Annotated in this window: 14 protein-coding genes; 7 read left to right on the top strand and 7 right to left on the bottom strand. The window is 70.1% G+C overall.

Going from position 1 to position 18,008, the window contains the following annotated elements:
• Window positions 1–148 precede the first annotated feature (148 nt).
• Window positions 149–2,932 carry a glycosyl hydrolase gene (locus tag ACFVH5_RS11040; protein ID WP_385833241.1) on the top strand — a complete coding sequence of 928 codons (2,784 nt, stop codon included), beginning with the start codon at window positions 149–151 and terminating at the stop codon, window positions 2,930–2,932.
• Window positions 2,933–2,990: 58 nt separating this feature from the next.
• Here the strand turns inward: ACFVH5_RS11040 and ACFVH5_RS11035 are convergent, their stop codons facing one another.
• Window positions 2,991–3,695 carry a hypothetical protein gene (locus ACFVH5_RS11035; RefSeq protein ID WP_385833240.1) on the bottom strand — a complete coding sequence of 235 codons (705 nt, stop codon included), beginning with the start codon at window positions 3,693–3,695 and terminating at the stop codon, window positions 2,991–2,993.
• A 319-nt stretch (window positions 3,696–4,014) separates the two neighbouring features.
• On the opposite strand from ACFVH5_RS11035, the gene ACFVH5_RS11030 reads away from it, so the two are divergent.
• Together ACFVH5_RS11030 and ACFVH5_RS11025 are read left to right on the top strand one after the other, a co-directional pair.
• Window positions 4,015–5,220: a glycosyltransferase gene (locus ACFVH5_RS11030; protein WP_385833239.1), complete on the top strand. Its 1,206-nt coding sequence runs from the start codon at window positions 4,015–4,017 to the stop codon at window positions 5,218–5,220.
• A 65-nt stretch (window positions 5,221–5,285) separates the two neighbouring features.
• Window positions 5,286–5,678: a signal peptidase I gene (locus ACFVH5_RS11025; RefSeq protein ID WP_385833238.1), complete on the top strand. Its 393-nt coding sequence runs from the start codon at window positions 5,286–5,288 to the stop codon at window positions 5,676–5,678.
• Between the two features lie 35 nt (window positions 5,679–5,713).
• On the opposite strand, the gene ACFVH5_RS11020 is transcribed toward ACFVH5_RS11025, so the two are convergent.
• Complete coding sequence (locus ACFVH5_RS11020) at window positions 5,714–6,634, bottom strand: AraC family transcriptional regulator (protein WP_385833237.1); 921 nt, start codon at window positions 6,632–6,634, stop codon at window positions 5,714–5,716.
• 95 nt (window positions 6,635–6,729) lie between these two features.
• Here ACFVH5_RS11020 and ACFVH5_RS11015 point away from each other — a divergent pair, with 95 nt between their 5' ends.
• From ACFVH5_RS11015 to ACFVH5_RS11005, 3 genes are all read left to right on the top strand, one after another.
• Complete coding sequence (locus tag ACFVH5_RS11015) at window positions 6,730–7,662, top strand: NAD(P)/FAD-dependent oxidoreductase (RefSeq protein ID WP_385833235.1); 933 nt, start codon at window positions 6,730–6,732, stop codon at window positions 7,660–7,662.
• A 111-nt stretch (window positions 7,663–7,773) separates the two neighbouring features.
• On the top strand, window positions 7,774–9,939 hold the full coding sequence (locus ACFVH5_RS11010) for a DUF4157 domain-containing protein (RefSeq protein WP_385833234.1): 2,166 nt from the start codon (window positions 7,774–7,776) through the stop codon (window positions 9,937–9,939).
• 236 nt (window positions 9,940–10,175) lie between these two features.
• Complete coding sequence (locus ACFVH5_RS11005) at window positions 10,176–11,651, top strand: FG-GAP and VCBS repeat-containing protein (RefSeq protein WP_385833233.1); 1,476 nt, start codon at window positions 10,176–10,178, stop codon at window positions 11,649–11,651.
• Between the two features lie 105 nt (window positions 11,652–11,756).
• On the opposite strand, the gene ACFVH5_RS11000 is transcribed toward ACFVH5_RS11005, so the two are convergent.
• The 5 genes from ACFVH5_RS11000 to ACFVH5_RS10980 all read right to left on the bottom strand — a co-directional run bounded on the left by ACFVH5_RS11000 (window position 11,757) and on the right by ACFVH5_RS10980 (window position 16,107).
• On the bottom strand, window positions 11,757–12,785 hold the full coding sequence (locus tag ACFVH5_RS11000; RefSeq protein ID WP_385833232.1) for a GlxA family transcriptional regulator: 1,029 nt from the start codon (window positions 12,783–12,785) through the stop codon (window positions 11,757–11,759).
• Window positions 12,773–13,420, bottom strand: coding sequence for an HD domain-containing protein (locus ACFVH5_RS10995; protein ID WP_385833231.1), 648 nt, complete (start codon window positions 13,418–13,420; stop codon window positions 12,773–12,775). Before ACFVH5_RS10995 ends, ACFVH5_RS11000 begins: the two co-directional genes overlap by 13 nt.
• A 133-nt stretch (window positions 13,421–13,553) precedes the next feature.
• Complete coding sequence (locus ACFVH5_RS10990) at window positions 13,554–14,069, bottom strand: GNAT family N-acetyltransferase (protein ID WP_385833230.1); 516 nt, start codon at window positions 14,067–14,069, stop codon at window positions 13,554–13,556.
• A gap of 101 nt (window positions 14,070–14,170) precedes the next feature.
• Window positions 14,171–15,331 (bottom strand): hypothetical protein, encoded by a 1,161-nt coding sequence (locus tag ACFVH5_RS10985; RefSeq protein WP_385833229.1) that lies wholly within the window; start codon window positions 15,329–15,331, stop codon window positions 14,171–14,173.
• Between the two features lie 92 nt (window positions 15,332–15,423).
• Entirely contained in the window at window positions 15,424–16,107 is a 684-nt protein-coding gene (locus tag ACFVH5_RS10980; protein ID WP_385833227.1) for a TetR family transcriptional regulator, read from the bottom strand.
• 130 nt (window positions 16,108–16,237) lie between these two features.
• Here ACFVH5_RS10980 and ACFVH5_RS10975 point away from each other — a divergent pair, with 130 nt between their 5' ends.
• Window positions 16,238–17,857, top strand: a complete 1,620-nt coding sequence (locus ACFVH5_RS10975; protein WP_385833226.1) for an aldehyde dehydrogenase family protein — start codon at window positions 16,238–16,240, stop codon at window positions 17,855–17,857.
• Window positions 17,858–18,008: the final 151 nt, after the last annotated feature.

Here is an 18,008-nt window from a genome sequence, read left to right as displayed (position 1 = left end):
CCGTCAAGACGCGAACGCATAACCCGTTCGCCCTTGCCATGACCCACGCGTTGTGTTCAATGTATTGACACGTCCATTACAAAGGCTTTACGTTGCGCTCACCTGAGAGCGCTCTCAGGCACCCGTCGCGTGAGACTTGAGGTGCCGCATGCCATCCCCCCGCATCAGGCCGGCAGCCGGGTTGCTCCTGGCCTCGGCCCTCGTCGCCGTCGGCCTCGGCCCGGCCGCCGTACCAGCGGCAGCCGCCACCGTGCCCGTAGGCTCCGGCAGCTACTCCGACACCCGGCCCGCCGGGACGTCGGGGCCCACCACCAACACCGGAGCGCCGGTCACCCCCAAGCTGACCGCCGCCGCCAAGGACAGACCCGTCCCCACCAACGACTGGTGGTCCTCCCTCGCCTTCCAGCGCTACGGCGACAACCCGTACTCGACCCCCATGTACGGCCACCCCCTCACCTACCAGGCCGCGTCCGGCGGGCTCGACGTCGGCTACCCGACGTCCCCCGCGATCGTCGGCGACGGCCGCCAGTACGAGTACGCCCACAAGCGCGACCTCACCATCGGGCTCACCGGCCTCAACTCGCCCGACGCCAAGGCCGACGACTGGTCCGACTGGACGGTCACCCCCCAGTGGTCCGACGGCACCCGCACCCTGCGCACCACGATCGGCCACGGCTCCCCGTTCGTATACGCCAAGGGCACGGGCGGCAACGCCCAGATCACCACCGCCGCCACGCCCACCGTCTTCGCCGACCAGGGAAACGTCCTCGGCATCACCGTCGCCGGACACCACTACGCCCTTTTCGCGCCGACCGGCAGCGACTGGAACGTCGCCGGCTCGACCGTCACCGCGGGCCTCGGCTCCAAGGACTACTTCTCCGTCGCCGTGCTGCCGTCCACCGACGCGCTGGCGACCTTCAAGAAGTACGCCTACAGCTTCGTCACCGACTCCAAGGCGACCTGGAGCTACACCGGCGGCACCGTGAAAGCCACCTACACGCTCACCACCGAGGCGAAGGAGGGCACCGAGCGCGGCACGCTCCAGGCCCTCTACCGCCACCAGTGGCTGAACACCACGGACGCCCTGACCTCGTACACCTACGTCTCGCCGCGCGGGACCATGAAGGTCCGTGAGTCGGCCTCCTTCACCACCAGCCAGAAGTCGTCGGCGGTGCTGCCCGGGCTGCCCAGGTCGAGCGGTGTGGACACGGCCCGGCTGCGCGGCTATCTGGACGAGGTCGTGAACGCCGCCGACCCGTTCTCCGGAGCCTCCGACACCTACTGGACCGGCAAGGCCCTCGGCCGGCTCGCCCAACTCGTCCCGCTGGCCGACCAGATCGGCGAGACCGGCACCCGCGACAAGCTCCTCGGACTGATGAAGGGCAAGCTGCAGGACTGGTTCACGGCGGGCGGCGCGAACGAATTCAGCTACGACAAGGACTGGAAGACGCTCACCGGCTACCCCGCCTCCTACGGCAGCGACACCGAGCTGAACGACCACCACTTCCACTACAGCTACTACGTGTACGCGGCGGCGATCGTCGCCCAGTACGACCAGGGATGGGCCGCCGACTCCGCCTGGGGCGGCATGGTCAAGGCCCTCGTACGGGACGCCGCCAACCCCAGCCGCACCGACACCGCCTACCCCTTCCTGCGTGGCTTCGACGTCTACGCCGGCCACAGCTGGGCCTCCGGACACCAGGGCTTCGCCGCAGGCAACAACCAGGAGTCGTCCTCCGAGTCCACCAACCTCAGCGCGGCCCTCGTCCTGTGGGGCTCCGCGACCGGCGACACCTCGCTGCGGGACCTCGGCACCTATCTGCTGACCACCGAGTCCGAGTCGATCGCCCAGTACTGGTTCGACGCCGACGAGCAGGTCTTCCCGTCCTCGTTCACCAAGGACACGGCCGGCATGGTCTGGGGGAGCGGCGCCGCCTACGCGACCTGGTGGACCGCCAACCCCGAGGAGATCCACGGCATCAACGTCCTTCCCGTGACCGGCGGTTCGCTCCACCTCGGCGGTGAGAAGGCCGCGATCCGCCGCAACATCGCCGAGATGGAACGGGAGAACGGCGGCCCGGCCGTCGAATGGCGGGACATCCTCTGGGAATTCCAGTCCCTCGCCGATCCGGGCGCGGCCAAGACCAAGTGGGACGCGGGCAACGCCGGTTACACCCCGGAACAGGGGGAGTCGAAGGCGCACACGTACCACTGGATCAACACGCTCGACACCATCGGCGCCCCGGACGCCACCGTGACCGGAGACATCCCCACCTCGGCCGTCTTCACCAAGGGAACGGCCCGGACGTACGCCGCCCACAACTACGGATCGGCGGCCCGTACCGTCACCTTCTCCGACGGCAAGACCCTTGCCGTACCGGCCCGTTCCACCGCGACCGGCACCGGTACCGGCTCAGGGGATCCCGACCCCGACCCGGACCCGCCGACCGGGACCGGCAACACCTTCCAGCTGCGTACCGGCGGCGCGCTGACCACGGCGACCGGCGGCACGGCGGGCAGCGACACCATCGCCTCCGCCGGCGGCACCAACCACGACGGCACCCCGTACCAGCCGCTCGTCTACGAGGTCCGTGGTGTCGACGGCACCCTCACCCCCGGCGCCCAGAGCGCGTTCCGGCTCCAGGTGGACGCGGAGAGCGCCGTCGGACTCGGCCAACAGGCCCGGATCAGCTACGACCTGACCGGCGACGGAAGTTTCGAGCGCACCGAGACGTACAACTACTTCGCGACCGACCCGGTCTCCGGCTGGGAGGAGTACACGCAGGCCCGCGGCCTGAAGGCGTCCACGGGCACGGCGGGCGACCTGGACGGCGGCACCGTACGCCTCGAAGTGTGGAACGCCATCGGCAACGGCCCGTCGAAACTGCAGACGGGTACGGACAAATCGGTGCTGGTCATCCCATACAGCTGAACCGGCGGAACGTCTGCGGCGGGCATCGGCGTGAGCCCTTGCCCGCCGCACCCGCGGGTCAGCCCTCGACGGTGTTGTAGTTGACGATCCCCTCCACGAGGAGAGCTACGGCACCGACGAGTGGACTGTCCGCCCCTTTTCGCACCACGTCGGGTAACCGGTGCGCCTCCTCCTCGGTGGCCGCCACCATGCCCCAGAACGCGTTGAAGGCGGCGGGGTCCGCCGGTTTGTCGGTGGCCGCCCCGACCGTCACGACGCCGTCACCCTCGACCAGGGCCAGCGCGCCCATCTGCCGCAGCGTGTCGGGATCCCGTTCCTCGGCGGCCACCACGCTCCAACCCGCCACTTCCACCTGCTGCAATGCGGCGAAAAGACTGCCGGCGCTTCCCGGTCCGGAGACAACGATGTCAGGCAGCACAAGGGCCACCGGCCCCCGCGTCATGGGGAGGGCGGACCGGATCGCGCCGTCGAGGTCGGGTTCGAACGACTGGTCCTGGTGGACGAAGACGAGTTGGAGGGTGTCGGCGTAGCGCGTCAGATAGCTCACCGTGTCCAGCTTGTGCGTCCCGAACACGACGACCAGGCGCACACTCAGTCCGCTCTTCGCCAGTTCGACGACGGCCTCCAGGCTGCGGTCCAGCACGGTGACCCCGGGAGCCAGGCAGTGCAGTTCCTTCGAGTAGGGCGCCCTGAAACGGGTTCCGAATCCGGCGCAGGGCAAGATGATCGAGACATCGGGGACGGGCGCGGACGGTCTGGGCATTGAGCCGCTCTCAGGTTGTGTTGACGACAGGGAACCTTGCACGCGTCGGCGGGTACGGGTGGCGCAGGGCCGACATCGGGCCGTCGGCCTGAAAAGCACTCCGGCGATCACGGTAGCCATCGGGCGGGTCCTGCGCGAGAGGGCGTGGGGAGACGAGACCGTCCGCGGCGCTCACCACGTGTCGTACCCGGCTGCCGGACGCCCGCCCATCGGTCGAGTGGTCGTCGACCGGTGCCGCTCGAAACCCGTGTGGCCACGAGCCCGCATGGGCAGGCATGGGCCGAAACGTGTGGCAGGCCGGAACGAAAGAGGGTGCACGATGCGGGTGTTGTTGTCCACATACGGGACGCGCGGCGATGTCGAACCACTGGTGGCCCTCGCGGTGCGGTTACAGGCACTCGGCGTGGAGGTACGGATGTGCGCCCCGCCGGACGAGGAGTTCGCGCAGCGGCTGGCAGGCATCGGTGTGCGACTGATTCCGGTCGGACCGCCCGTACGGGCCATGATGGGCGGGACGGCCCTGCCCTCGGCGGCCGAACTGTCCCGATACCGGAACGAGTTGGTCGACGCACAGTTCGACATCCTGCCCGCGGCGGTCGAAGGATGCGACGCGCTGGTGGTGGCCGGCCTGGCGCAGATAGGCGCGCGATCCGTGGCCGAGGCCGCGGGCATCCTCTATGTGTACACGAGCTATTCGGCCGTCAACCTGCCGTCGCCCCACCATGCGCCGCCGCCCCGGCCGGGCTGGCCCGAGCCGGAGACCGACGACAACCTGACCCGGTGGGAGGTGGACGCCCAGCTCGTGAACGCGCAGTTCGCCGAGACGCTCAACGGGCACCGGGCGGCGCTCGGGCTGCCGCCCGTGGACAACGTCCGCGACCACGTCTACTCCGACCGGCCGTGGCTGGCGGCGGATCCGGTCCTGGGACGGTGGCCGCAGGCCTCCGGCCTCGACGTCGTACAGACGGGCGCGTGGGGTCTGCCCGACGAACGCCCGCTCCCCGCCGACCTGTTGACGTTCCTCGACGCCGGCGCACCGCCCGTCTACGTGGGCTTCGGCAGCCTGCGCCCGGCACCGGACATCGCCCGCAGGGCCGTCGAGGAACTCCGCGCACAGGGTCAGCGCGTACTCGTCTCCCGCGGCTGGGCGGACCTGGACGTGGCCGACGACCGGGACGACTGCTTCACCATCGGCGAGGTCAGCCACCAGAATCTGTTCGGCAGGGTGGCCGCGGTGGTGCACCACGGCGGCGCGGGTACGACGCTGACGGCGGCCCGGGCGGGCGTGCCGCAGGTGGTGGTACCTCTGCAACTGGCGGACAACCCGTACTGGGCGAGCCGGGTGGCAGCCCTGGACATCGGCGCGGCCCTCGACGGTCCGACGCTCACCGCCGACTCACTCACCCTCGCGGTCAAGACGGCCCTGGCACCCGGGACCCGGGCACGGGCAGCGGACCTGGGCAGCAGGATCCGCACCGACGGAGCTGAGGTGGCCGCGAAACTGCTGGTCGACGCCCTCGGGTGAGCGAGGCCGACCGGCCGAGCCCGCACCACGTGCTGCCCGGACGTCGGCTGCTAGCGTTCGGGCGCATGGAAGAGAGCGTGTACGTGGGCAACGCCGGCAAGGACGCGGCCCTGGACCGGGGTTGGCTGCTGGGACACTTCAAGGAGCACGGCGATCCTCGCCACAGCGAGGCCCTGGAGGTCAAGTGGGGCGTCCACCCACGTGGCGAGGAGCGGGCGCAGTGGGTGAAGGGCGAGGTACGGACAGCTCTCCTGGTCCTGATCACGGGCCGCTTCCGTATGGAGTTCCCCGGTCGTAGCGTGCTGCTGGAGGAACAGGGCGACTATGTCGTGTGGGGCCAGGGAGTGGACCATTCCTGGGTCGCGGAGGACGAGTCCGTGGTCCTGACCGTGCGATGGCCTTCCGTGCCCGGATACGCCGTACCGCACGAGGAGGAGCCGACGGGATCGCCGCGCTGACCACGGGCCGGCCCGGTCGCGCCGACCGGCACTGACTAGTGGGGGTGCGCCTCGGCATGCCGGAACCGCCCCGGCGAGACCCCGTACTCGCGCCGGAACGCGCCGGCGAAAGCGAATTCCGTCGAGTAGCCGACCTGCCGGGCTATCGCCGCCAGGGGTGCGTCCGTCTCCCGCAGCAGCCGTGCGGCGCAACTGAGCCGCCAGTTCCTGAGGTAGGTCATGGGCGGCTTGCCGACCACCGACGTGAAGCGCCGCGTGAACGCCACCCGGGACATGCCCACGGTCTCGCTGAGCCGCGCGGCCGTCCACTGCGTCTGCGGCTCGCCGTGGATCGTCCGCAGTGCGGAGGCGATCGCCGGGTCGGACAGCGCGGGGCCCTGCGAGCCTTCGTCCTCCATCCACTGACGCAGGACGTGGACGAGCATCAGGTCGAGCAGCGCCGACCGCGTCACGCTCTTACCTGTCGGTGCCTGTGCCTGTGTCTGTGTCTGCGCCTGTGACTGGGCTTGGGCCGCGTCGTCGTCGAGCAGCTCGATGACCGACCGCAGTGCCGGGAACCGCTCATGGTCGGGGGACACCACGAGCAGGCCCGGCATGACCGTGAGGTACGGGTGCACCTGGCCGTGGTCCAGGCGATACGCGCCGCAGAGGAACTCGAAGTCGGCGGGCCCGGCGGCCGGTTGGTCCAGGCTCAGCGTCACCTGCGGCAGCCCGTCGAGCCCGCACGGAGCGTGGCTGAGCCCGTGGTCCGCTCCGGAGGTGATCAGCACGACATCGCCCGGATGCAGGGCGACGGGCGGCGCGTCGAGGGGGACGAGCCAGCCTGAGCCTCGGAGAACCACGTGGAAACCGCTCCCGGTCAGGCCGGCGTACCGCATGCCCCACGGACCCGACTGACGGAATCGGCGGACGGTCTCACGTCCGACGCGGAGACCGGAGACGGCTTGGCTGATCATGTCCACCCACTGGATTCTATCGGCCGCTCAAACTCGTATGCGGTGGCGACAAGCGCGTATGTCCGTGCACGTCAGCGGCTGGTTCAGTGAGTGTCATGAAGGAAAACGACATCGCTATGAACGACTGCGTCGTGGTCGGCGCGGGAGCTGCCGGAATGAGTGCCGCGCTCACGCTCGGCCGGGCCCGGCGCAGCACCCTGGTCATCGACGCCGGCCGGCAGAGCAACCTCGTCGCGGCGGGCGTCGGAGGCCTGCTCGGACACGACCGGCAGCCGCCCGCCGCGTTCTATGCCGAGGGCCGCGCGGAACTGCTCGCCTATCCGTCCGTCGAGCTGCACCGGGGAGAGGTCACCCACGGTGTGCGGGAGGACGACGGAAGCTTCGCGGTCACCTTCGCCGACGGCCGTCGCGAGCGGGCGCGGAGCATGGTCCTGGCACCCGGAATGGACTACCGCCACCCACACCTGCCCGGCCTGTCCGAACGATGGGGGAATGCGGTCTTCCACTGCCCGTTCTGTCACGGCTGGGAGGTGAGCGATCGCCCACTGGGCGTTCTCGCGACGGGTGCGGTCGGTGTGCACGGGGCCCTGAACCTCCGTGCCTGGAGCGACCGGATCACACTGCTGACCAACGGCGGCGAACTCACCGACCAGCAGCGCGAACAGCTGGACGCCGGCGGAGTGGGCTGGGACGAACGGCCGATCGATGTTCTCGACGGGCCGGGAACCGACCTGCGGGCGGCGGTCTTCGCCGACGGCGGCGAACTGACCCTCGGGGCGCTGCTGGTCAAGTCGACCCTGTACCAGCGTTCCTCGCTGGCCCGGGACCTCGGAGCGTCACTGAGCGAACCGGACGAGATGCTCAGCGTCGAGGCGATCAAGGTCGACGCGATGTGCCGGACCGGCGTTCCCGGGCTCTACGCGGCGGGTGACGCCGCCACCTCGGTGCCGCCGTCCATGGCGGCGGCTGTGGCATCCGGCTACCTGGCGGGCGCGGCCGCCGCGGTGCAACTGGCCGCGGGTTACTGAAACGGGCCCCTCGCGACCTCAGGGCTGCCCCCGGTTCTGCCCCCGCGGACATACCGACTCCAACGCTGGCCGGATAGGAGGGAATGACCTACATCCAACAAAGAGGAAAATATGCGTATCCAGAAGGACAACGACAAGGGCTCGGACAGTGTCGGCAGACGTCGTCCCGCGTCCCGGCCGCCCACAGCCCTCCATCCGCTGATCGCTCTCCAGCAGGCCGCGGGGAACGCCGCGGTGACCCGCGCGATCCAGCGGGCACGGAACGAACAGAGCACTGAAGGGCAACAGGGCGCCCCCAAGGAGCAAGACGCCGAAAACCGGCAGAACGGGACCGCGGAGCGCGAGACCGAAGGGCCCACACCGGTCCAGCGGCGGCCATCGGTCCGCGACGCCGTCGGTTCTCCCGGCCGCCCCCTGGAGCCCCGCGTCCTGCAGCGTGCCGAGCAGGCCTACAACATGGACTTCGGTCACGTACGCGTGCACAACGATCCGGTGGCCCAGCGCTCGGCCGAGGACCTCGGGGCCCTCGCCTACACCACCGGCTCGCACATCGTGCTCGGCGGGAACCGTGTCAACGACGAGGTGATGTACGAAGAGGTCGACCACGTGCGCCAGCAGGCTCTGGGGCCCGTCCCCGGCACCCCCAACGGCAAGGGCGAGAAGGTCTCCCGCCCGGACGACGCGTTCGAGCAGAGCGCCGGCGCCAACGGCCGTAAGCTCGCCCGGGGTTCGGCCCCCGACCTCTCGCTGCCGGGAGCCGCCTTACCCGTCTTACCGGCCTTACCCGCCTTACCCGGCGGGGCGGTGCAGCGCAGCGTGGACGCGGACGTCCCCGTCCAGCGGGCGGACCGCCCCGGCCCCGCGCCCACGGCGGAGCCCCCGACCGTGGCCGAGCCCTCGACCGCCGCCGAGCCGCCGAGGATGGCGACGCTCCCGGCCATCGTCCGGCTGGCGCGGCTGCTCGTCGGCGGCAATCAGGAGATCAGGAACAAGGAAGTACGGGCCGTCATCCACAAGCGGGTGCGAAGCGGCCCGAGCTTCACGGACGAAGAACTGCAGACGATCAAGGCAGTGGAGTCCGAGGACCCCAAGTGGCTGAAGACCGTGGGTCTCTGCACCCGCTCCGAGGCCGAGGCGTACATGAAGGCGGGCAAGTTCCACGACTGGCTGGAGCAGCCGGAGGGCAAACGCCTGCTCGTGGCCAGCCTGCGGTGGCGGCAGGAGACCGAGAACCGCGGTGCGGGGATTCCGCCGGTCGAACCCAGCCGATCGGACTACCAGCTGGGCCGTCACATGGCCATGCACGGCGAGGAAACCCCGCAGCCCGAGAAGGACCGGCTCACGGCGGAGCGGAACGAGCAGATCTTCCAGACCTTCGTCGACACCATGCTCCCTCCCGGCATCAGCGACAAGGTCCCGGACGCCGCCAAGCACGAGGCGCGGGTCGCGCGCGGCACCGAGCTGCTGACCAAGATCTTCCTGATCCTGAAGGAGGGGCTGAAGGTCTACAACCCCGAGGCGGGCGTCCACGAGGACTTCAAGGACGACGTCGCCCACGCCCTGGCCTATGGCGGACGCGTCAACATCCGCATCCCGCAACTGGCCGACGGCCAGCACGGATACGAACTGCCCCAGTGGCTCCACATCACCAAGGAGGACCGGAAGTTCTGGGAGCCCAGATCGACACCCGAGAAGCCGGTGTACCGGCGCGGGTTCGGCACACATCACATGGAGATCGGCGACAACCAGAAGGACGGAACCCAGGGCTCGTTCGTGGAGAAGGGCGAGATCGGCGCCACCCTGCAGAACTGGATGGATCCGCACAGTCACCTCTACGGTCTGCCCCTGGCCCTCCGGGGCATGGGAAACAAGGACTTCCACGGCGACACCATCCTCCCGAACGAGTCGTACGGACACGCCTTCATGGGTTACAAGCCGCCCACCGACAAGCGTGACGGGGCACTGCAGGTCGGTATCGAGACCGCCGGGCCGGGAGGCAGGACCCCGGACGGCTACAAGCACGGCCTGACGAGCAGTGAGAAGAACAGCAACCCGGTGAGCCAGGTGGGTGGCCACAAGGACGACAAGCCCGGTGGCAAAGCACCCCTGGCTTCGAGTCAGCGTCATGTCGACCTGAAGGGGTTCGGCGACTGGGTGCAGAAGCTGAAGGACCTGGAGAAGGAGTGGAAGGCCGGGCTGGCGGCGGCCGATTCGCACGAGGAACGCGCGGCCCTGTACCGGGACCTGATCGGTAAGCGCGGCGATTCCGCTTCCTGACCAGCGGAGGGCCGCTCGTACGGCGGGCGATGCCGAAGGCCTGCCGTACGAGCGGCCCAGTCACCTGAGCCCACTCACCTGAGCCCTCCGGCCCGGCGTGCCCGGTGTCATTGGTTCATCTACGTTCACGTCCGTTCACGTGGTGTTCGCCGCGCAACCATCGGCCGTTCCCACGTGTCTCACAGGCGAATGTCACCCGTGAGCGGCCTTGAAGCCGCGCGCTTCCAGGAGGACTTGTGGGCATCCGTCGACTGGCCGTATCGACCGCAGTGGTCGCCGCAATGATCGGCACCTTCAGCGTGCAGACAGTGGCGGGCACCGCGTCCGCTGCGGGCCGCGCCACCACCGTGCGTGAGGACTTCAACGGCGACGGCTACCAGGACATCGCCGTGGCCGCTCCAGGCGCCACGGTGGGCGGCCACGCCTGGGCCGGCTACCTCACCATTACCTACGGCTCGGCGAACGGCCTCGACACGGCCCACACCACCGTCATCACCCAGGACACCCCGGGAGTGCCCGGCGTCTCCGCCGACAACGGCGTCTTCGGCTACGCGCTCGTTCCCCGCGACCTGGACGGCGACGGCCTGACCGACCTGGCCGTGACGAGCCGCGAGTACCAGGCGGAAGGCAACATCAGCGGATCGGTGATCGTCCTCTGGGGCCGCAGAACGGGCATCTCCGGCCAGGATTCCGTCCGCGTCGCCGGCGCGCCGACGAACGCCGAGGTCGGCGAGGACATCACCGCGGGCGACTTCGACGGGGACGGTCACACGGACCTGTTCATGCGCAACGGCGACGACTACGACTACCGCGACGTGCTCCACGGCCCGTTCGACCGCACCGGAGCCCCCACCCGCAAGCAGTCGCTGCTGGCGTTCAGCACCGACAACACGATCTCCTCCACCGCGGCCGGCGACTTCAACGGCGACGGCATCGAGGACCTCGCGACCTTCTACGTCTACGAGAACCACGCCGAGGGCGGCAAGCTGTGGCTCGGCACGAAGGACGGCCTGTCCACCGTCCCGCAGCGGCTGTCCTCCGCGTCCGCCACCGCCGTCGCCGACTTCGACCAGGACGGTTACGCCGACCTCGCCACCCGCGAATTCCCGGGCGGCGACACGGAGATGGTCGACGACCCGGGGACCGTCAAGATCTATTACGGCTCCGCCGCGGGCCCCAGCCAGACCCGTACGCAGACCATCACGCAGCAGACCGCGGGCGTGCCCGGAGTGAGCGAGAAGAACGACGCCTTCGGCGCGCGCCTGAGCGCGGGCGACGCGAACGGCGACGGCTACCCCGACCTGGCCGTGGGCGTCCCCGGTGAGGCGATCGGCTCGGTGGCCAAGGCCGGTTCCGTGGTCCTCCTCAAGGGCGGCAGGGGCGGGCTCACCGGTGCGGGCGCGCAGGCGTTCCACCAGGACACCGCGAACGTGCCGGGGGTCGCGGAGAAGAACGACGTGTTCGGCGGGTCGGTACGGCTGCTCGACGTGACCGGGGACGGGAAGGCGGACCTGACGGCGGGCGCGCCCGGGGAGGACCTCGGCACGGTCAGGAACGGCGGCGCGGTGTGGCTGCTGCGCGGTACGGCGTCCGGCCTGACGGCGACGAAGTCGTCCGCGCACAACCCCGTGGACCTCGGTACGCCGTCAGCACAGGCCGAGTACGGCTACAACCTCAGCGGCGACAACGGCCCGAGCATACAGATCCCCTGATCCCTGACCCCTGTTCCCTGATTCCTCGTACTGGTACCGGCGTCCCGCCCGGTCCGGCCGGAACGCCCGCCTGGCCGGTCGGTCCGGCCGGCCTCGGACTCGGTGTCAGGAGGCGGCCGTGCTGTGGAACCGGGCGCGGTACTGCGTCGGAGCGATCCCCAGGACGCGCTGGAAGACGCGTCGCAAGGATTCCGACGAGCCGAATCCCGCCTGCTGGGCCACTTCCTCGACCGTGCCGGTACCCGCTTCGAGGAGTGTCTGGGCGGCTTCGACCCGGACGGATTCCACGTACCGTCCGGGCGTCGTCCCGACCTCGATGCGAAAGAGCCGTTCGAGGTGGCGTCCGCTCAACCCGGCCGCGGAGGCCAGAGCGGTGAGGGTATGTGTGGCCGCCGGGTCCTCGGTGACGTGGTCCATCACCCGGCGGACCGCCGGATGCTGCGGCTGCCGGGGAGCCAGCCGGGCGCTGAACTGGGCCTGTCCACCGGGCCTGGCCATGAACACGACCAGTTGCCTGGCCACACTGCGGGCGGTCTCGGCGCCCCAGTCCTCTTCGACCAGGGCCAGGGAGAGATCGATGCCCGCGGTGACACCGGCCGACGTGAACACATGCCCGTCCCGCGCGAAGACGGGATCGTCTTCCACCTGGACCCGGGGGTAGGCGGCGGCCAGCTGGGCCGTGAGCTCCCAGTGCGTGGCCGCGCGGCGGCCGTCCAGGATCCCGGCCTCGGCCAGCAGGAAGGCCCCCGCGCACACCGACGCCACGCGCTCCGCCTGTCCGGCCATCCGCGCCACCAAGGTGACCAGGCCGGTGTCGGCCACGGCAGCGCGCCAGTCCTGTCGCCCCGCGACCAGCAGTGTGCTGTGGCGCCGTGAAAACCTGGCAGGCGGTCGGCCGGCACCGATGACCAGCCCCGACGAGGTGGTGACCGACTCGCCGGTGGGCGAGACGACCCGCACGTCGTAGTCGCCCCCGTAGCGGTTGGCTGTCGTGAAGACCTCCACGGGGCCGGTGACGTCGAGGAGCTGCACCCCGTCGAAGGCCACGACGACGACCGTGCGCCGAGCGCGGGGCGTGTGTTTGGCCTGGGGTGCGCGCCTGGCACGGGGTGTGGCCTGCGCTACTCCTTCCACGCGGAGTCCTGAATCGTCCGGACGAAGTCTCCCCGCTCGAAACCGGGAACGAAGTGCTCCAGCACGTCCGCCTTCACATTGCCGAAGGTCGTCTCGGGCTTGGAGCGGATGCCGTCGGTGAAGGCGTCCAGGATGCGGCGCTTGAAGTCGGGGCGCGGGTGGAGTGCCACGACGGCATCGCGGTCCTCGGCGGAGAGGCTGTCGTAGCCGAGGCCCAGGACGTCGTACTCGACCCCTGCGATGACCAGCGCCACCTCCGGTTCCATGAACTGGGGGATGCCGGGCGTGGTGTGCAGGGCGATCGACGTCCAGACGCGGCGGACGCTGTCCTCGGGGACGCCGTGGGCCTGCAGGAACCGCCTGGCCTCGTCCGCGCTGTCCACCTCGAACCGACGGCCGCTGTCATGGAACTCCTGGTTCAGGCCGACGTCGTGGAACATCGCCCCGACATAGAGCAGTTCCGCGTCGAAACTGAGGTCACGCTCGCGGCCCTGGAGGCTTCCGAAGAAGTACACCCGGCGCGAGTGGTGGTAGATGAGCTCGTCGGTGGTGTCCCGGATGAGCTCCGTCGCCTCACGCACCAGCTGAGTGCCAGGCACCGTCACACCCGCGGCCGTCACACGATCGATCGACATGCTGCTGCTCCCCACTTCCTGTCGGCGCACCCGGTCGGACCGCCACCTCCAGCTTGGTCCGACGGCATGCCGTCCGCCATGGCGATATCGTCCCCTATCCCACAGATGACGACATGCGGGCGCAGCGCGACCTCTACCCGTCGACGGGGCTCAGCCGGGGCCGCAGATCGTGCTGATACCAGGTGCCAGCCTTACCGCCGAGGTGGGCAGGATCGGCCGGACCGACGGCGACGAACCCGACACGGGTCAGCACCGCCCGGGACGCGGCATTCTCATGTGAGGTGGCCGCCCGCAGGGTACGCAGTCCGTGCCGGACCACCGCCAGCCGGCACAGCTCCCGAACGCTTGCGGTCGCCACGCCATGCCCCGCAACGTGCTGCGCAACGCGGTAGCCGAGTGTCGCGGTGCCGTCCTCCAGGTCGTACAGGTTGAACCTGCCGAGCACCGGGCCGTCCTCGGCGACGAGCACATAGAAGGCGCAGACACCGGCCTCCTGCTCGGCCAGCGCGGCGTCGTACCGCTCGGCGAACTCCTCGAAGAAGGCGTCACCACGGTCGGACACGGAGGCCGCGAAGTAGGCACGGTTGGCCAACTCGAAGGCCAGGACCGCCACAGCGTGGTCGGCATGCAGTGGCTTCAGTTCAGACACGGCCCGACTGTATCCAGACCGGCGCAGCAATGGTCACCGAGGAACGGGCTGCATCCCCCGGTGACCACTCGGCGCACTCGACGGCTGACGGTCGACGGCCGTCACACGTCCTGTTTGTTCGGGTCTCGTAGGCGGTCGAAACCCTTCCTGATGGCGTTCAGCGGTGAGGTGATCGCCTTGGGGGTTTCCGGCGCCGCCGATCGGGGCGTACCGCCGCCGCGCGTGAACTCGGTCAGTGCGGCCTGTGCCGCGTCGGCCGCCTCGCGGTAGAGGTCGCAGGACTTCGTCATGGCGTCGAGTGCTTCGGCGTACTTGACGGCCATGTTCTGGGCGTGGGCCAGTTCCTCGTCCGGGGTCAGCAGGTGCCAGCCCTGGCGCAGTTGGGTCAGGGCCTGCTCGGCGCCCTCGGGGAGGGGGCGCGGCAGGTTGGCGAACTCCTCGATCAGGGCGAGGAGATCCGTGGGCTCGGAGCCGTCCAGGAAGACCGTGTGCACACTGAAGTGCTCGGCGTCGTGGTCCCGGCTCCGCGGGTGGACGGGCAGGATGACGGCGCCGCCGCGCGGCATCCGCACGCTCAGTTCCCGTTTCATAGCGAAGTCGGCGGTCTCCGCCTGCGCAGGCGTCGCCCGGTGCTCGACGACCCGGTGGCGCAGGCTCGGCGGCAGGAACGCGGAGACCGGCCGCTGCCCGCTCGTGTCGGGCGTCATGGCCTCGTGCACGACGACATGGATGTACCAGGTGTTGCGCGTGCAGTCCCGCAGGTGGCGGCGCAGCTCGCTGTCGTCCGCCGGCAGGTGGTTCGCCGTCCGCAGACGCACCCCGGGCACCGCGTCGTGGTCCCAGGCCACCCGGTCGCTGTCGGGCCAGAACATCGTGGCGGGCGAGGGCCACCGGAAGTCCCACGGCAGCTCCGCCTCGGCGGCCAGCACCCAGCTGACCGCCTCGTCGTCCGCGCGGCGGCCCCGATGCTCGTACGTGGTCAGCTGCGCGCGCACCATGACGCCGTCCGCCACGCGCCAGCGGGCCTCGAAGAGCCGGCGGGCCGACGGGCCGGGCGCGGCGGACGCCTCGCGCGGGTGGAGGACGGTGGAGCGGGACGCCTCCACGGGGTCGAGGTCCACGAAGTCGTCGAGGACCCCGGCTGCCTTGAGGGCGATCAGATTGCGCCGGACGTCCTGTTCGGGATCGGCCCCGAGATGACGCCCGCGTGCCAGCCATACGGTGTCGGGGACGGTCGTCGCGGAGCTGCTGTTCTTAAACATGGAACCGTTCTGTGGAAGATCAATGCCTTTACCAGTATGGCCCCTCCGGCCTCATACGCCGCCGCACGCGCCGCCTCGCACGCGGTGCCGCGTCAGGCCGCGTCCGTGGTCTCCGCGACGAGGCCCAGGAAGAAGGTGCCGATCGCGGCCTCGAAGGCCTCGGTGAAGGCCGGGTGCATGAACGCCAGACTTGAGTCGGCCTGGAAGGCGGCCAGCTGCGCGGGGGCGGGGCGGCTGCGGGTCCACAGGGCGCCGACGAGGATGATGACCATATGTGCGGCGCGCAGCGCCCGCTCGTCGTCGAGCTCGGGGAGCAGGTCGCGCAGCCGCTCGGCCAGCCAGTGGATGGCGTCACGCGAGGACCTCTTGTACCGGGCGGCGACCTCGACGGAGACGTTGTGCTCAAGGATCGCGTGCTGCGCGCTCAGCAGTTCGCACAGCATCGGGTGCGCGGCGAACGTCGTGGCCAGCCGCGCCGCGACCTGGCGCGTCCGCACCGGAGCCGGAGCGGACGGGTCGGCCCACCCGGGGAGTGTCTCGGCGACATCGGACCGGTAGCGGGCGGCCGCCTCGGAGAGCAGATCGAGCAGAACGGCCTCGCGCGACTCGAAATAGCGCGTCATCGCGGACTTCGCCAGCCCGACGCGGCGGCTGAGTTCGTTGAGGCTCACCGCCGCCACCGGCATCTCGTCGAGCATGCCGGCCGCGGTTTCCAGGATGCTCCGCCGACGCACGGCACGCTGTTCGTCGCTCCGTGCACGCTGGAAGGTCGCCATCCCCCGAGATTAGTCGACCGCCGGTCCATTGACTGTGGACCGGCGGTACATTAATTTCAATGTACCGCTGGTCCACTATTTTCGTGGCCGGGCGGATCACGCTGCCGCCGGCCGAGGGAAGGGGCACGTCATGGACGTCATGAAGGTCACGGAGGCTGTCGACTGGGTCGACCCGGACCGGTGGCGGGCCACCCCGCCGGTGGAGCGACTGAGGCTGCTCCGCCTGGTCCGCGCGAACATCGACCGGCATTTCGACGAGCTGAGGTCGGCGGACTGCCACGCGAAGGGCATCGAGCCGGCGGACCCGGCCGACGCCCACCAGGTGGGCACGAGCATCCAACGGGTCCTGGTGCCGATGGCCGCGAACGTCTCCGCCGCCATCGACCTGTACGAGGGGCTGGTCCGCGACCGCCCGCTCCAGCCGCTGGCGGTCACCCCCGCCGGGGACGGTCGCTTCGACGTCCGGGTCTCCCCGCGCGGGAAGGACCGCCTGCTCAACGGCGACCGGACCGACGTGCTGCGCGTCGTCGGGGAGCCTCGCAGGGTGGACCCGTACGCGAAGCCCGGTGGCATCGTCGCCGTACTGGGGGCGGGGAACGTCGCGTCGTCCTTCGAGATGATCAGGGCCCTCTTCGTCGACAGTTGCGTGGTCGTCCACAAGCCCCACCACCTCAACGAGGACGCCGACCGGGTGTGGGAGAAGGTCCTGCAACCGCTCGTCGACGTCCACGCGGCCTCCTTCTGTCCCGCCGCCGAGGGGCCCGCACTGACCCGCGACCCCCGCCTCTCGAAGATCTACTTCACCGGTGGGACCGCCTCCGCCAAAGCCATCATGGAGGCCACGGACACCGAGTTGGTCTCCGAGTGCGGTGGCAACAACCCGTGCATCGTCGTCCCCGGCGACCGCCCGTGGACCGAGCGGGAGATCCGCCACCAGGCGCTCCAGATCGCCACCATCGTCACGATCAGCGGCGGCTCGATCTGCGGCCGTACGCAGACCCTGGTGACGAGCCGGCACTGGCCGCAGCGGCGGCAGTTACTGGACGCGATCACCGTCGCCCTGCGCGACCTCACGCCCGGCTCCAGCACCAGCTACCCCGGGGTCGACAAGACCTTCGACGCCTTCCGCGACGCCTATCCCGGCGGGCGGCTCATCCAGCCCATGGACGGCCGCCCCGCTTCGCGGGTCATGGTGATCGAGGACGTCGGCACGGAGGGCTTCGCGCTCGACCACGAGGCGTTCTGCCAGATCATGAGCGAGGTCGCGCTCGACGTCGCACCCGACGCCGGGACGTTCCTTCCGGCAGCCGCGGAGTTCGCCAACGAGAACCTCCTCGGAACCCTCGCCGCGACGATCCTCATCGACGAGGACACCAAGAAGACGCACGCGGCCACCGTCGATCGCGCGGTCACGGACCTCCGCTACGGCGCCGTCGGCGTCAACACGATGCCGCCGATGATCTGGACGAACCCCTACCTCATCTGGGGCGGCAACGAGGAGGGCCGCGCGTTCGTCTCCGGCCGCGGCAACTTCGGCAACCTCCTGGGCTACGAGAACGCCGAGAAGTCGATCGTGGTCAGCGGCTTCACCTCGCCGGGCCACCTCCTCATGACGAGCAAGCGGGGCTGGCTGGACCTGTCGACGCGCTTCGCCCGGTACGCCGTCCAACCCACGTGGCCCCGCCTGCTCGCCCTCGCCTTCACCGCGACACGCGGGCTCTTCCGCCGCACGGGCTCGCCTGAGGCCTGAGGCCTGAGGCCTGAGGCCTGATCCCTGACGTCTGATGCCTGAGCTCTGACGCCGCACGCCTGGGGTGGCGCGCGACGACGTGACCTCCGTACGCCTTCTGGCCCGGCGGTTCTGCCCGAGTTCGGCGTCCTGCGTTTGCGCCCTCGAACCT

This window comes from Streptomyces sp. NPDC127119 (genome assembly GCF_042677425.1).
Classification (GTDB): domain Bacteria; phylum Actinomycetota; class Actinomycetes; order Streptomycetales; family Streptomycetaceae; genus Streptomyces.
Note: the sequence above shows the minus strand (reverse complement) of the source record. Positions and strands in the feature narration are given on the sequence as shown.

Excerpts from the sequence above, each read along its gene's own strand:
- ACFVH5_RS11040 (WP_385833241.1), top strand. The coding sequence starts at position 149 with ATGCCATCCCCCCGCATCAGGCCGGCAGCCGGGTTGCTCCTGGCCTCG.
- ACFVH5_RS11035 (WP_385833240.1), bottom strand. The coding sequence starts at position 3,695 with ATGCCCAGACCGTCCGCGCCCGTCCCCGATGTCTCGATCATCTTGCCC.
- ACFVH5_RS11030 (WP_385833239.1), top strand. The coding sequence starts at position 4,015 with ATGCGGGTGTTGTTGTCCACATACGGGACGCGCGGCGATGTCGAACCA.
- ACFVH5_RS11025 (WP_385833238.1), top strand. The coding sequence starts at position 5,286 with ATGGAAGAGAGCGTGTACGTGGGCAACGCCGGCAAGGACGCGGCCCTG.
- ACFVH5_RS11020 (WP_385833237.1), bottom strand. The coding sequence starts at position 6,634 with ATGATCAGCCAAGCCGTCTCCGGTCTCCGCGTCGGACGTGAGACCGTC.
- ACFVH5_RS11015 (WP_385833235.1), top strand. The coding sequence starts at position 6,730 with ATGAAGGAAAACGACATCGCTATGAACGACTGCGTCGTGGTCGGCGCG.
- ACFVH5_RS11010 (WP_385833234.1), top strand. The coding sequence starts at position 7,774 with ATGCGTATCCAGAAGGACAACGACAAGGGCTCGGACAGTGTCGGCAGA.
- ACFVH5_RS10995 (WP_385833231.1), bottom strand. The coding sequence starts at position 13,420 with ATGTCGATCGATCGTGTGACGGCCGCGGGTGTGACGGTGCCTGGCACT.
- ACFVH5_RS10985 (WP_385833229.1), bottom strand. The coding sequence starts at position 15,331 with ATGTTTAAGAACAGCAGCTCCGCGACGACCGTCCCCGACACCGTATGG.
- ACFVH5_RS10980 (WP_385833227.1), bottom strand. The coding sequence starts at position 16,107 with ATGGCGACCTTCCAGCGTGCACGGAGCGACGAACAGCGTGCCGTGCGT.
- ACFVH5_RS10975 (WP_385833226.1), top strand. The coding sequence starts at position 16,238 with ATGGACGTCATGAAGGTCACGGAGGCTGTCGACTGGGTCGACCCGGAC.